A 12,929-nucleotide genomic window follows, 5' to 3' on the forward strand; every position below is an offset into this window, starting at 1 on the left:
CGCGTGCCGTGCGGTCACTTGCCGAAAAACCGCTTTAGGCCGGTGGCGTCACCCCGAGCGTCGGTTCATCGACCGGTATCCGGCGCAACTTCAGGGCGCGTGTGGTGGCGGCAACCAGGGTGGGCGCGGTATCCGCGTCCACGAGGGTGCGCAGGATGTCGCGAAGCAGGCGCAGGTCCTGGCGAGCGCCGATGGCATCGGACAGCAGGGACATGTCCTTCGCCAGTGCCTTTTCCCGATCGGCGTGATGGGGCGCGGGCAGGCCGGCAGCCTTGCGTGCCTTGCGCACCAGTTCGAGTTGCATGCGCAGGCGGCGGGCCCGACGGCGCCAACGGTGGAGGTTGGCCACCGAGGCGGACTTACGCATGCGCTTGCGTGCCCTGGCCACGCGTCGTTCGGAGTGCGCCAGCGCGTGGTCGATCTCTTCCGTGGTCATCGCCTGCCACGCCAGCGCGTGCACCTGCCGGGCCAACATCCGGACCTCGCTGCGGCGGCGTTCGAAGCCGGGGTCCCTGGTCAACGCGGCGGCCAGACGGCCCTCGCAGCGCAGCGTCAGCAGGTCGACCGCACGGCCCCAGGATTCGGGGCCGGCTCCTGCACAGGCCTCCACATCGACCGCCAGGGAGCCGGCCAGCGACGTCGCGGTTTCCACGGCCACGTGGGCATCGCGCAAGGGTGACAACCCGACAGCGAGCCGGTCGATCGCCTTTTCAAGGGACGGCAGTGCATCGGCGAATGTCGTGGCGCCCAGCCGCAGCAGGCTCTTCAGTCGTCGCAGGGATTTACGGGCCTCGTGGATGCCGCGATGGCGGTGTTGCGTGTCGCCCAGTGCACGCAGCGCGCGGCGGCATTCGCGGGACGCGGCGTCGGCGAGGGGCGTGGCAAGCGGGGAGGGCGTTCGCATGGGCGCATTCATACCACGGCCGGGGGCCTTCACATGCTGCCGCCCGCATTGACACGGTTGTGTCATGTGCCGTTGCTACCTCTGGGGGCCCACGACCGGAGGCGCGCCATGAACAGCACCGTCCTGACCGAACACGCCGAAGGGTCGCCCCAGACACGCCTGATCAGCCTTGGCGTCTTCGCCGTGGTACTGGTCGCCGCGGCGATCTATGTCGGCGTCCAGCTGGGCCATGACCTCCACGTGGCGCCCACCAGTCCCGTGTTCGAGTACGTACTGCTCGGCGTGGCGCTGACCATCGCCCTGGCCTTCGAGTTCGTCAACGGCTTCCACGACACCGCCAACGCGGTGGCCACCGTGATCTACACGCGGTCGCTGCCGGCCAGTTTCGCCGTGGTGTGGTCCGGCGGCTGGAACTTCGTCGGCGTGCTCGTTTCCAGTGGCGCCGTGGCGTATGCGGTGCTGCAACTGCTGCCCATCGGCCTGGTGTTGAACGTGGGTACGTCGACCGGTTTCGCGATGGTGTTCGCGCTGTTGCTGGCGGCGATCGTGTGGAACCTGGGCACGTGGTACCTCGGCCTGCCGTCGTCCAGTTCGCACACGCTGATCGGTTCGATCATCGGCGTGGGTCTCATGAACCAGATGATGAACGCGGGTAACGCGAATGCCGCGGTCGACTGGAGCCAGGCGCTCAGCGTCGGCAAGGCGCTGCTGTTTTCACCGTTGATCGGCTTCGGTCTGGCCTTCGGCCTGCTGATGCTGCTGAAGACGTTCGTCAAGGCCCCGGAGCTTTACGCCGAACCCCACGGCGACAAGCCACCGCCGTTCTGGGTGCGCTGCCTGCTCATCCTCACCTGCACCGGCGTGTCGTTCGCGCATGGCTCCAACGACGGCCAGAAGGGCATGGGCCTGATCATGCTCATCCTGATCGGCACGGTGCCGGGCGCGTATGCCCTGAACAAGGCGGTGACCCAGGGCGAGACGCAAAGCTTCGCCTCGGTGGCCCACCATGCGAGCGAAACCTTCGCCCGTTACGCCGTCGGTGCGGCACCGGTGGCATCGCCGCGCGGCGAGATCGAGCGCTACATCCAGTCGCGCCAGGCCACCCCGGCGACGATGGCGGCGCTGGTCAGCCTTTCCGACGCGATCGGTGCGCAGGTGGCGCACCGCCCGACGCTGGCCGACGTGCCGCAGCACGAGGTCAACAACGTGCGCAACGACATGTACCTCACGTCCGAAGCGCTGCGCCTGATGGAGAAGGACAAGAAGCCGGCGTTCACGGTGGACGACAGCGCCGTGCTGGGCAACTACCACTCGCTGCTGGACAAGGCCACGAAGTTCATCCCCACGTGGGTAAAGGTGGCCGTGGCGATCGCCCTGGGCCTGGGCACCATGGTCGGCTGGCGACGTATCGTCCGCACGGTGGGCGAGCGCATCGGCAAGCAGCACCTGACCTATGCGCAGGGTGCGTCGGCCGAGGTGGTGGCGATGCTCACCATCGGTGCGGCGGATCGTTTCGGCCTGCCGGTGAGCACCACCCATGTGCTGTCGTCGGGAGTGGCGGGTTCGATGGTCGCCAACGGTTCGGGTCTGCAATGGTCGACCGTGCGCAGCATGCTGATGGCCTGGGTGCTGACCCTGCCGGTGTCGATCGCGCTGGCCGCGGGCCTGTTCTGGCTGCTGCGCCACGTGTTCTGAGCGCGGCCCGGGCTGCCGGCCTTCAGGATTCCGGCGATGCCTTCTTGCGTGGCTTGCGCGGCTTGGGCTCCGCGCTGGCGATCAGCGACTGCAGGTAGGCGATGCCTTCCTCGGGCGGAAACCAGGCCACCACGTCGGCCACGCTGAGCGTGTAACGCAGACGCAGGGCCTCGAACTCCGCCCGCGCGGGTGCCAGCGGATCGACCTTCGGCGGACGCCCACGGCGCTTGGGCGCCACGGGCTCGGGAGCCGGTGGCGGCGCAACCACAGCAGGGGTGTCGGCGGACGGCTTTTTCGATTGCCGTTCCAGTGCCGCCAGTTCCTCCTGGAATTGCTTGAAATCGTACTTTCCGGACCAGTTCATGCTCATGCTTTGATCGTGGGTCGCACCATTATCGCACGCTGACCCGTCGCATCCCCGTCAGGCCGCGCGGAAAGTGACTACCAGCACATCGCGATGGGAGGCTTTAGAGGCGTCCAGCGGTGTGACGGGCGTGACACCGTGGAAGACGCGGGGATCGTGGATCAGGGCGGCATCGAGCGGACGGGTGAGCGTGAATTCGCCCAGCGGACGCCCGTCCGGCGTATGGATGGTGGTGGTGCCGCTGGCGATGTTTTCACGATCGACCAGCAGCACCAGCACGTAGTCCACACCGTCCCGATGGCTGCCCTCGGGGGTGGGCTCGCCGGCCACGCCGGCGGTGGCCTCGATGCGGAACTGATGGACCTCGACGTGCCAGGTTTCCACGGTGGGCGAGAGGCCGCCGAAGATGTCGCGGCAGAAGTCGAGGATCGCACCCATCGTGGCACCGCCGGCGATCTCGGGCAGCACCGGCGCGAACCACCGCGCGATGTCGCCTTGCAGCGTGTTGTAGGCCAGTGTCTGGAAGTGCGCCTGGTGCGGGCGCGGCTCGACGTGGCCGAACCGGGACGCGGTGAACACGGCATGGCGGCGACGGCGGAACCGTCCGGTGGCGGCCAGGTAGGTGTCGGGCTCCAGCGCGTTCCAGCTCGCGGCGAAGGTGTCCCAGTCGGCCAGTGGTGCGATAGGCGACACCAGGCCGCGCATCGCATCGCCCTGCACGAAGGCGAAACCCTCGTCGCGCACCTGGTCGTGGAGGGTCGATTCGGAAACGGCGAGGGGAGCGTTCATGACCTCAGTATACGGCCGTCACTCCGCGCTGCGCTGCGGCAAACGGCCTCGCCGGGCCGCTGCGCTCAGGGCACGCGCAACGGCTGCGGCTTGTCCAGCGCGGCCAGCAGCGGACCGTCGCGATCGTAGACATCGGGCTTGTAGCTCAGCTTGCCGTCGTCGGCGATATCCACCGTCCAGTAGGCCAGCAGTACCGGAACGGCGGTCGGCAGGGTGACGTTCTGGGTTTTCTTCGAGGCCAGGCGCTCGTCGATGGCCTGCCGGCTGAACTTCTCCGGATCGTTGAACAGCCGTTCGACCAGTTCCAGCGGGTGCTCGACGCGGATGCAGCCGGAACTGGTATCGCGCTTGGCCTTGGCGAAGAGCTCCTGGTGCGGCGTGTCGTGCAGGTAAACCGCGAAGGAATTGGGGAAGCGGATCACCACCTGGCCCAGCGAATTGCCCGGGCCGGCATCCTGGCGCAGCGTGATGCCGCGGGGGTTCTTCCAGTCGACGCTGGCGGGCGACACGGTGTTGCCGGCGCTGTCGAGCACCCGGATGCGGTTGTTCGCCAGGTAGGCCGGGTTGCTGCGGACCTTGGGCAGCATGTCGTTCTTGAGGATGGTGGGAGGCACCGTCCATGTGGGGTTGAAGGTGACGTAGGTGATCTGCGAGCGGAAGATCGGCGTGCTGCGGTAGGGCTTGCCGACCTGTACGCGCGATTTCCATACCGGGACACCGTCGCGGTAGAAGGTGATCTTGTAGCCCGCCACATCGACCACCACGAACGTGCCCTGCAGGGAATGCAGGAGCCAGCGCGCCCGTTCGAGGTTGGCCCGCACCTGGCCGATCCGGTCCTGGACGGGGACATTCAGCGCCGCCAGCGTGCCGGCACCCACGCTGCCGTCGGCGTCGAGGTACTGGTCGGCCTGGAAACGCTTGACCGCGTCGGCCAGCGGGTTGTCGAACGTGTGCCCGTGCGCGAGGGTCGGGTCGAGATAGCCGCCGGCGACCATCCGGGCCCGCAGCGCCTGCACACGGGCGTCCTTCATGCCGGGCTTCAGCGTCGGACCGTCCGGGACGAGCGGCCAGCCGCCCTGAGCCGCTGTGGCCCGAAGCTGGGCCAGCGCGTCGCGAAGCTTCGCGTACAGCGGGTTCTGGGGCCGGGCCATGGCGAAGGCCTGGTCGACGCTGCGTTCGTCGATGGCGGTCTGCAGCATCGACATGCCCTGCTGGGGATCGATGGCCGCCGCGTCGAAGTTCCAGGTGGGGTCCAGCCGCACCGGGTCGACCTTGCCGCGGGCCAGCTGCACCAAGGCGGTGACATAGGCACCCGTGGCGGCGATCTCGAAATCCGCCTTCTGCTGCGGCGTGGCGTTGGCCCGGTCGGGTGCGTCGGCCAGGACCTTCAGCTCGTCGAGATGGTAATCCTCGGGCAGCAGGCCGTCGGCCTCGACGGAGGACAGCCCGGCCAGCAGCTGGCGGACGTTGGCGTCGTCGGACCACGCCGGCATGTAGCGTCGCTGCATGTAGAAGTCGTTGAGAGCCTTACCCAAGGCCGCATCCTGGCGAGGCAGGAGGCCGCCTTGCGGGGGCGCCATCTGCTGCAGGCGCGCATAGATGGCCTGGGCGAGCGGATCGTCCAGGACGGGCGGCGCGGGCACGGGTACCGCCGTCGCCGGATCGGCCGCGACGATCGGCGGCGGTGAAGCAGCCGACGCCGACGTGGTCGGGGCGGTCTGTGCGCTGGCCCCCGCCGCGATCCCGGCGGTGAGGAGCGCCCATGCCACGACAGTGCGCCTTGCTTCCATAGTCATTATCTATCGCTTCCAGAATTCGCTATCAGATCATTCAAGCCTTTCACATATATGAATGGCACGGATGTGACGACTTTGTGGTCAATAAATGATCAGCGCGTTAGCATGCGCCGTCGCACTCCATCCGGCTGGCCGCATGATTCGATCGTTTCGCTCGCTCCTCGCCTGTGTTCCCCTGCTCGGCACCCTATGCATGTTCGTGACGCCCGCCCGGGCGGCCGACACGCTGGGAGAAGCCCTTTCCCGGCTGGCACCGTCGGCGGACCCCCGGGTGATCGACCTGGCCGTGAAGGCCTCCGAATGCGCGCAGACCCAGGGTGGGGTGCCGTCGGACCGGTTGGCGGTCATCGATTACTCCCGGCCGTCGTCGCAGCCGCGCCTGTGGGTGTTCGACACGGTGAAGCGCAAGCTGCTGTTCCAGGAACTGGTCGCGCACGGCAAGAACAGTGGGGACGCCAACGCCACCCGATTCTCCAACGCCCCGGAAAGTCTCGCCTCCAGCATCGGCCTCTTCCGTACGTCGGATACCTACATGGGCAAGAACGGGTATTCCCTGCGGATGACCGGCCTGGAGCAGGGCGTGAACGACCAGGCCCTGGCCCGCGCGATCGTGATCCACGGCGCCGCCTACGTGAACGAAGCGATGGCGAAGATGGCCGGCCGCATTGGACGCAGTTGGGGATGCCCCGCCGTGCGTACCGCCGTGGCGCACAAGCTCATCGACGCCCTGAAGGGCGGCCAGATGGTGTTCTCGTATTACCCCGACCGCCGCTGGCTGGCGTCGTCGCAATACCTCAAGTGCACGGGCGGACAGCTGGCGAAGGCGGAAGCGAATACCGCCACCCGCGCCGGAATCTGATCCCAGGCCCCGGCTCGCGCTAGAATTCCCGGACCCTTACCGTGGAATCGAGCATGAAATACGTTCTTGCGATCGCTGCCTGTGTCGTCCTGGCCGGCTGCGCCACCAGCGGCATGACCGATACCCTGCCCAAGCTCAGCAGCAAGACGAGCAAGAGCGTCACGACCTACGTGCAGTGCGTGGAGCCCAAGTGGCAGGCACTGGCCAAGGACGCCAAGGGCAACGCCAAGGACGACGAAGGCCGCGTGGCCGCCAACGCCGACGGCAAGCACGAACGCCTCGACGTCACTGCCAACGGCAGCGGCGCCCAGGTCGTCATGTACGAAATCCAGAAGGCCAAGAGCGGCGACTACGACAGCCGCTTCCGCGACGAAGCCATCGCCTGCCTCGGAGATGCGCCGTCCCCGGCATCGGTCTTGCCGGCACCGGCGCCGGCCGCTGCACCGTCGATGTCCACGCCGTTGTCGCCGTCCACGCCGCCGTCGATGCCTTCGCCCACGCCTTCGTCAACCCCGTAGGAGCGGACGATGTCCGCGAACCGTCACGGCATCTACCGCGACTGAAGCCATGCAGGCATCCTGCCGGCGTTTCCGTGCCCCCCCCGGTGAATATGCGGGGGCGGCACCTCGGTCCGAAACGTGATTGGCGTCGCACTTCACCCGACGCATCGGCGCGACCATGCCGCGACAGGGCGTACGGGTCGTCGAGGGGAGGGTGCATGGAGTCGGTTCGCTATCGGCGCACACGCGGCCTGCAGGCCGAATATCTGGTGGAATACGATCCCGACGGTTATCGCATCAGCCGCGATGGCCGGCTGCGTCGGGCCAAGCCGCTCGGTGCGGCCTGTCAGGCGATGGGGCGGCGCGAACGCAAGCGCGCCGCGCGCCAGTTCGCCATCGACGACATCGAAAAACTCATCGGCATGGAAGAGTAGCGATCAGGCCACGGGACGGGCGCAGCGCGCGCGTTCGACGGCTTCCAGCAACTGGGCCCGGTCGAACGGTTTCTCCAGGAACACCGCGGTGCGCGGGAACGGCGCCAGATCCTGCGGAAGCCGGCTGGAGATGACCACGATGGCCGTCGAGGGGCGCTCGCGCAGCGTGGCCTGCAGGATCACGCTGCCGCGTCGCTCGCCGGGGATATCCGCATGGATGACCAGCAGGGCCAGGTCGTCCATGGCGTTGAAGGCCGCCTTGGCCTCCCGGTAGGTCATGACCCCACGGGCGTCGAAACCCGCGTCCGAGAGGACCATCGCCACCGTCTCGGCGACCATGGCGGCACGATCGTAAACGAGGGCGGGGGGATTGGCGAAGTCGGTCATGGCGCGATTCTATCGCTGCGCGCCCCGCTTTGGCAGATCGATCTTACGTGGAGGCGGGCGGCCACGCGGCGTTGATCGTCTTCATCCTGGCCATCAGCTCACGAATTTCCTCGTTGCGGTCCGCGATGCGCTTCTCCTCAGCCGCCTTCTGCGCCGCGAAATCCTCGTTGGTGCCCTGCACGGCCTCGTTGACCAGCCGGCAGGTTTCCTCGGCCGACGCGGCCCGCGTGTGGAAACCCAGGCGGTCGGCCAGTATCTCCATGCGCAGGCCCGGATGGGTCTGTTCCAGTGCACGGGCCCGGACGAGGAAGAACTGCTGCCAGTCCCGATCCGGCGCGCCGGACAGCACGGCTTCGACCCGAGGGATATCCGGACGGTCGAACTGCTCCGTATCGTCCACCGCTTCGAAGGTGTCGATGTCGATCCAGTCTCTGCTGGCCATGGGGAGCTTCTCGTCGGGAGTGGGGCCCGATTGTTCGGTGTATCGTGTGCACGGTTCGTCAGCGGCGGGTCCCGTTCACCGGTCGTCCACGGTGCCAGGCCAATGCTCTTCACATTCCTTACCGAGGCTGATCTCATGCGCTATCTGGTTCTTGCCGGCCTTGCCGGTTCCGTCCTGCTCGCCGGCTGTGCCACCCAGAACGAACGTCACGTGGGCATCCACGACGTGCCGTCCAGCACGGTGCTGGCGAACCAGGCGCCGACGGATGGCGACGCCACGCTGAGCATCGTCCGCAGCCAGGGCCTGTGGGGCGCCGGTTGCTCGAGTGCCATCTACCTGGACGACAAGATGGTGGCCGACATGGAGATCGGCGAGCAACTGGTGCTCCGAGTGCCGTCGGGCAGCCGCAAGCTCGGCGTGATGCCCCATGGCGCGTGCTCCGCCGACCGTACGGACGTCGATGCCACCGTGGGACAGGGCGAGTCGCGCACCTTCGCCATCCCCGCCAGCGGCCTGGGCCTGACGACGCAGGCGCCGCCCAAGGCCTGAGGCCTTGCCAAGGCCGTCGCGGTAGCGCAAGAATCAGGCGTCGCCGCGACATCGCCCAGGGGGGATCATTTCGTGCATCGACGGCTGGTGGGCAAGTATTCCGTGGAAGTCCGTACCCTCCGTGCGCCGTCGGGCGTGTGGAAGTCGGCCTATATCGTCGAACTGGCCGTGCACGCCGGTCCGCGCGATTTCGTCATGATCACGCTCCTGGATGAGTTCCTGGACGAACGCCAGGCCGTGGACACCGCCATGGAGCGCGGCGCCCGCCATGCGCTATGGCTGGACGAGTCCGCCAGCGTCGCCGACGTGACTGCCGCACCGACCCCGCCATAACGCCCCCGCGACGACCGGGCGACTAGCTTCGCCGCCATGGGCCACCGGCCCCTTGAGGCGGAGCCAGCACCTTGCAGCAGACCACCCTGTACGTTCCGTTCAACGCGTCCACCCGCAGTCCCTGGATCTTGCGGCGCAACGCCGAGCTCGTGGGCCAGTACGCCACGCGCGAAGAGGCGCTTCGCCACGCCGTCAGCCTGACGGCCACGCTGCGCGCGCAGTCCGGTCACGTGGTGGATATCAAGGTGGAGGACGAAGCCGGCCACTGGTCGGCGGCGAAGACGGGCGAAGCCAAGGAGGCGGGCGTTCCCGATTGAGTCGGTGACGTCCAGTCTCAGGATGTGAGATAGCCAAGCGGCATAAAAGGGGCCCACCTGTCCGGATGCGCCCATGGCCGCCTACCTCCAAGCCCGCCGCCACGACGACGCGGATGCCGTACTGGCCAAGAGCGTGGACGGCCGGACACTGGCCAGCCGCCTGACCGAAAAATACGGCGACCGCGTAGCCACGGCGTTCACCGTGTTCGGCCGCGAGGGTACGCTGGTGCCGTTGCCGCCCGACCTTCCCGAGGGCGTGGCGCGGGCGCTGGCATCGCGTGGCATCGAGCAGCTCTACAGCCACCAGCAGGAGGCCTGGGACGCCGCCCGGGCGGGACGCCATGTGCTGGTGGCCACGCCCACGGCCTCAGGCAAGACGCTCTGCTACACCTTGCCCGTCGTGTCCTCCGTGCTGGAAGCCGGCGCGAAGGCGCTCTACCTGTTCCCGACCAAGGCACTGGCCCAGGACCAGGTGGCGGAACTGCTGGAACTCAACCGTGCGGGCGACCTCGGCGTCAAGGCGTTCACCTTCGATGGCGACACCCCGGGCGACGCACGCCAGGCCATCCGGCTGCACGGCGACGTGGTTGTCAGTAATCCCGACATGCTGCACCAGGCCATCCTTCCTCACCACACCAAGTGGGCACAGTTCTTCGAGAACCTCCGCTATGTGGTGATCGACGAGATCCACACCTACCGCGGCGTGTTCGGCTCGCACCTGGCCAACGTGCTGCGTCGCCTGAAGCGGATCTGCGCTTTCTACGGCGTCAAGCCCCAGTTCGTGCTCTGCTCGGCCACCATCGGCAACGCCACCGAGCATGCCCAGGCACTGATCGAGGACGACGTGGTCACCATTGCCGCCAGCGGCGCGCCCAGCGGCGACAAGCACGTGCTGCTGTGGAACCCGCCGGTGGTCAATCCCGACCTGGGCCTGCGCGCATCCGCGCGTTCGCAGACCAACCTGATCGCCCGCGTGGCGATCAAGGCCGGCATGAAAACCCTGGTGTTCGCACAGTCGCGCCTGATGGTCGAGGTGCTCACCAAGTACCTCAAGGACGTGTTCGATCACGACACGCGGAAGCCGGCGCGCATCCGCGCCTATCGCGGCGGCTACCTGTCCACGGAACGGCGCGAGGTGGAACGTGCGATGCGGGCAGGCGACGTGGACGGCATCGTGTCCACCTCGGCGCTGGAACTGGGCGTCGACATCGGCAGCCTGGATGCGGTGGTGCTCAACGGCTACCCCGGTTCCATCGCGGCCACGTGGCAGCGTTTCGGCCGCGCCGGGCGACGCCAGCAGCCCTCGCTGGGCGTGCTGGTGGCCACCAGTGCGCCGCTGGACCAGTACCTGATGCGTCATCCGTCCTTCCTCATCGAAGCCACGCCCGAACACGCGCGCATCCAGCCCGACCAGCCACTTATCCTGCTCGACCACATCCGCTGCGCCGCTTTCGAATTGCCTTTCCTCACAGGGGACACCTTCGGTCCGGACGACGCGGAGCCGTTCCTGCAGGTGCTGGCAGAGTCGGAGGTGCTGCATCGCGAGGGCGATCGGTGGGAGTGGATCGCCGATAGTTACCCGGCCAACGCCGTGAGCCTGCGCTCGGTCGCCGACGGCAACTTCGTCGTGGTCGACCGTACGGAAGGCCGGCAGACCATCCTGGCCGAAGTGGATTATTCGGCGGCGGCACTCACCCTCTACGAAGGTGCCATCCACATGATCCAGTCGGTGCCCTACCAGGTCGAGAAACTCGACTGGGAAGGACGCAAGGCCTATTGCACGCGCACCCGGGTCGATTACTACACCGACGCCATCGACTACACCAAGCTGAAAGAACTGGAATGCTTCGACGGCACGAACGCGGGGCAGGGCAGTGCGCGGCACGGCGAGGTGCACGTGGTGCGCCGGGTGTCCGGCTACAAGAAGATCCGCTACTACACGCACGAGAACATCGGTTATGGCCCGGTCAACCTGCCCGACCAGGAACTGCACTCCACCGCCGTGTGGTGGCAATTGCCGCAGACGGTGCTGGACGAGGCCTTCCGCTCGCGACAGCACGCGCTGGACGGCTTCCTCGGGGCCGCCTATGCGCTGCACACCTCCGCCATCGTCGCCGTAATGGCCGAATCGCGCGACCTGCAGAAGGCGGTGGGCTCCGGCGACGGTGGCTGGTCCGCCCAGGTGGACGCCGGCGGGCGTGGGCAGATCCATGCCCCCGACGGCGGCATTGCCCTTCCGGATGCCCTGGAGCGTTTCCTGCCCACGGTGTATCTCTACGACAACTTCCCCGGTGGCGTGGGCCTGAGCGAGCCGCTGTTCCGCCGTGCGCCGGAACTGCTGCGCCATGCGCTGGCCACGATCGAGGGCTGCGAATGCAAGGCGGGCTGCCCCGCCTGTGTCGGTCCGGTGCTGGCCGCGGACGAGGCGCGCGCGGAGCACACGCCTCGTGCACTGGCCGCGCGGGTGCTGCGCCTGCTCGGGGCGGATGCATGAACGACCTGGCCGCGCGCCTGCGGGCGCTTCGCCAGCAAGCGGGCATTCGTGATGGCGTGGCGGGCACGCGTACGCCAGGCGGCGATGCCGCACGGGGCCGTTCCGTGACTCCGGCCCCGACCGCCGTACCCTCGATGGCACGGCCGGCCGTCGACCTGGCCGCCCTGCGCCGCATGGCCGGCGTACGCGAGCGAATCGCCCAGCCGCGCGAACCGCTGCGCACGTACACGCGCGAGGTGCCCGGCGACGAACTCTCGCCAGGCTTGCGTTACCTCGAGCAACGCTTCGGCGGCCACGAGCCGCCCGATACCTACGACCTCGGGTTCGCCCGGCTGGACGTGGCGTCGAAGGAACACCTGCTGCACTTCGATACGGAAACCACGGGCCTGGCCGGAGGCACGGGCACCCGCGCCTTCATGATCGGCGCCGCGGACTGGCACGAAGGCCGCCTGCGTGTGCGCCAGCTCTATATCACCGCCCTGTCCGCGGAAGCGGCGATGCTGAAAACCTTCGCCACATGGATCGGTCAGGACACGGTGCTGGTCAGCTACAACGGCAAGTCGTACGACGCGCCGCTGCTGGCCACGCGGTATCGCCTGGCACGTCTGGCCAATCCGCTCGCCGGCCTGCGTCATGTGGACCTGTTGCACCCGATGCGGCGGCGCTACCGCCATGACTGGGAGAACTGCAAGATGCAGACGGCGGAACGTCGCCTGCTGAGCATCGTTCGCGAAGACGACCTGCCGGGCTCGGAAGCGCCGCGCGCGTGGCTGACCTACCTGCGTGGCGGTGCGTCGACCAACCTCGTCCGCGTGGCCGAACACAACCTGCAGGATGTGCGCAGCCTCAGCGGACTGCTCGTGCACGCGCACGGGTGGGCCGCGCGGGATGCCCTCGCGATTTCGCCGCCCCATGACGAAAAATAGACGCCGGCCCGCGCAGTGTGGTGTCGCGACTACCCACGCGGCGCGGAGCTGTTCCCCATGAGCGAAGCCATGAAGACCTGCGATCACGACGGCTGCAATTGCCGGGTGCCGGTATCGAGGGATTTTTGCAGCGAAAGCTG

General features: G+C 67.8%; 15 protein-coding genes. 9 read left to right on the forward strand and 6 right to left on the reverse strand.

Translation table 11 applies throughout. The features are described from left to right. Window positions 1-34: 34 nt before the first annotated feature. Window positions 35-904, reverse strand: coding sequence for a CHAD domain-containing protein (locus AB8808_RS10215; protein WP_369929050.1), 870 nt, complete (start codon window positions 902-904; stop codon window positions 35-37). A gap of 108 nt (window positions 905-1,012) precedes the next feature. On the opposite strand from AB8808_RS10215, the gene AB8808_RS10220 reads away from it, so the two are divergent. Then, window positions 1,013-2,599, forward strand: a complete 1,587-nt coding sequence (locus tag AB8808_RS10220) for an inorganic phosphate transporter (RefSeq protein ID WP_369929052.1) — start codon at window positions 1,013-1,015, stop codon at window positions 2,597-2,599. A gap of 22 nt (window positions 2,600-2,621) precedes the next feature. On the opposite strand, the gene AB8808_RS10225 is transcribed toward AB8808_RS10220, so the two are convergent. The 3 genes from AB8808_RS10225 to AB8808_RS10235 form a co-directional block, all read right to left on the reverse strand. Continuing rightward, window positions 2,622-2,969: a 2-hydroxyacyl-CoA dehydratase gene (locus AB8808_RS10225; RefSeq protein WP_369929054.1), complete on the reverse strand. Its 348-nt coding sequence runs from the start codon at window positions 2,967-2,969 to the stop codon at window positions 2,622-2,624. 51 nt (window positions 2,970-3,020) lie between these two features. Further along, on the reverse strand, window positions 3,021-3,752 hold the full coding sequence (locus AB8808_RS10230) for a 2OG-Fe dioxygenase family protein (RefSeq protein WP_369929056.1): 732 nt from the start codon (window positions 3,750-3,752) through the stop codon (window positions 3,021-3,023). Between the two features lie 65 nt (window positions 3,753-3,817). Further along, entirely contained in the window at window positions 3,818-5,521 is a 1,704-nt protein-coding gene (locus AB8808_RS10235) for a L,D-transpeptidase family protein (protein WP_369929057.1), read from the reverse strand. A gap of 220 nt (window positions 5,522-5,741) precedes the next feature. On the opposite strand from AB8808_RS10235, the gene AB8808_RS10240 reads away from it, so the two are divergent. The 3 genes from AB8808_RS10240 (at window position 5,742) to AB8808_RS10250 (ending at window position 7,341) form a co-directional block, all read left to right on the forward strand. Further along, window positions 5,742-6,407 (forward strand): murein L,D-transpeptidase catalytic domain family protein, encoded by a 666-nt coding sequence (locus tag AB8808_RS10240; RefSeq protein ID WP_369931235.1) that lies wholly within the window; start codon window positions 5,742-5,744, stop codon window positions 6,405-6,407. Between the two features lie 53 nt (window positions 6,408-6,460). After that, window positions 6,461-6,925 (forward strand): hypothetical protein, encoded by a 465-nt coding sequence (locus AB8808_RS10245; RefSeq protein ID WP_369929059.1) that lies wholly within the window; start codon window positions 6,461-6,463, stop codon window positions 6,923-6,925. A gap of 200 nt (window positions 6,926-7,125) precedes the next feature. Beyond that, a complete protein-coding gene (locus tag AB8808_RS10250) occupies window positions 7,126-7,341 on the forward strand; it encodes a hypothetical protein (protein WP_036141637.1) in 216 nt (71 codons plus the stop codon). A 3-nt stretch (window positions 7,342-7,344) separates the two neighbouring features. Here the strand turns inward: AB8808_RS10250 and AB8808_RS10255 are convergent, their stop codons facing one another. Together AB8808_RS10255 and AB8808_RS10260 are read right to left on the reverse strand one after the other, a co-directional pair. Continuing rightward, window positions 7,345-7,728, reverse strand: a complete 384-nt coding sequence (locus AB8808_RS10255) for a DNA-binding transcriptional response regulator (protein WP_369929061.1) — start codon at window positions 7,726-7,728, stop codon at window positions 7,345-7,347. A gap of 43 nt (window positions 7,729-7,771) precedes the next feature. Then, the gene (locus tag AB8808_RS10260) at window positions 7,772-8,170 is read right to left on the reverse strand and encodes a hypothetical protein (protein WP_369929063.1); all 399 of its coding nucleotides are present in this window, start codon (window positions 8,168-8,170) and stop codon (window positions 7,772-7,774) included. A 135-nt stretch (window positions 8,171-8,305) separates the two neighbouring features. Here AB8808_RS10260 and AB8808_RS10265 point away from each other — a divergent pair, with 135 nt between their 5' ends. From AB8808_RS10265 to AB8808_RS10285, 5 genes are all read left to right on the forward strand, one after another. Beyond that, window positions 8,306-8,719 (forward strand): hypothetical protein, encoded by a 414-nt coding sequence (locus tag AB8808_RS10265; RefSeq protein WP_369929064.1) that lies wholly within the window; start codon window positions 8,306-8,308, stop codon window positions 8,717-8,719. A gap of 72 nt (window positions 8,720-8,791) precedes the next feature. Beyond that, window positions 8,792-9,052 (forward strand): hypothetical protein, encoded by a 261-nt coding sequence (locus AB8808_RS10270; protein ID WP_369929066.1) that lies wholly within the window; start codon window positions 8,792-8,794, stop codon window positions 9,050-9,052. A gap of 71 nt (window positions 9,053-9,123) precedes the next feature. After that, entirely contained in the window at window positions 9,124-9,369 is a 246-nt protein-coding gene (locus AB8808_RS10275; protein ID WP_285404679.1) for a hypothetical protein, read from the forward strand. A gap of 73 nt (window positions 9,370-9,442) precedes the next feature. After that, on the forward strand, window positions 9,443-11,863 hold the full coding sequence (locus tag AB8808_RS10280) for a DEAD/DEAH box helicase (RefSeq protein ID WP_369929068.1): 2,421 nt from the start codon (window positions 9,443-9,445) through the stop codon (window positions 11,861-11,863). Then, window positions 11,860-12,789 (forward strand): ribonuclease H-like domain-containing protein, encoded by a 930-nt coding sequence (locus tag AB8808_RS10285; RefSeq protein WP_369929070.1) that lies wholly within the window; start codon window positions 11,860-11,862, stop codon window positions 12,787-12,789. The genes AB8808_RS10280 and AB8808_RS10285 overlap by 4 nt, the downstream gene beginning before the upstream one ends. The last annotated feature ends 140 nt before the right edge of the window (window positions 12,790-12,929 follow it).

The organism is Xanthomonas sp. NCPPB 2632 (genome assembly GCF_041228075.2).
Taxonomy (GTDB): Bacteria; Pseudomonadota; Gammaproteobacteria; order Xanthomonadales; family Rhodanobacteraceae; genus Luteibacter.

Bases quoted from the DNA above. Each gene is read 5' to 3' on its own strand.
- AB8808_RS10215 (WP_369929050.1), bottom strand. From the start codon at position 904: ATGCGAACGCCCTCCCCGCTTGCCACGCCCCTCGCCGACGCCGCGTCC.
- AB8808_RS10220 (WP_369929052.1), top strand. From the start codon at position 1,013: ATGAACAGCACCGTCCTGACCGAACACGCCGAAGGGTCGCCCCAGACA.
- AB8808_RS10225 (WP_369929054.1), bottom strand. From the start codon at position 2,969: ATGAGCATGAACTGGTCCGGAAAGTACGATTTCAAGCAATTCCAGGAG.
- AB8808_RS10230 (WP_369929056.1), bottom strand. From the start codon at position 3,752: ATGAACGCTCCCCTCGCCGTTTCCGAATCGACCCTCCACGACCAGGTG.
- AB8808_RS10240 (WP_369931235.1), top strand. From the start codon at position 5,742: ATGTTCGTGACGCCCGCCCGGGCGGCCGACACGCTGGGAGAAGCCCTT.
- AB8808_RS10245 (WP_369929059.1), top strand. From the start codon at position 6,461: ATGAAATACGTTCTTGCGATCGCTGCCTGTGTCGTCCTGGCCGGCTGC.
- AB8808_RS10250 (WP_036141637.1), top strand. From the start codon at position 7,126: ATGGAGTCGGTTCGCTATCGGCGCACACGCGGCCTGCAGGCCGAATAT.
- AB8808_RS10255 (WP_369929061.1), bottom strand. From the start codon at position 7,728: ATGACCGACTTCGCCAATCCCCCCGCCCTCGTTTACGATCGTGCCGCC.
- AB8808_RS10260 (WP_369929063.1), bottom strand. From the start codon at position 8,170: ATGGCCAGCAGAGACTGGATCGACATCGACACCTTCGAAGCGGTGGAC.
- AB8808_RS10265 (WP_369929064.1), top strand. From the start codon at position 8,306: ATGCGCTATCTGGTTCTTGCCGGCCTTGCCGGTTCCGTCCTGCTCGCC.
- AB8808_RS10280 (WP_369929068.1), top strand. From the start codon at position 9,443: ATGGCCGCCTACCTCCAAGCCCGCCGCCACGACGACGCGGATGCCGTA.
- AB8808_RS10285 (WP_369929070.1), top strand. From the start codon at position 11,860: ATGAACGACCTGGCCGCGCGCCTGCGGGCGCTTCGCCAGCAAGCGGGC.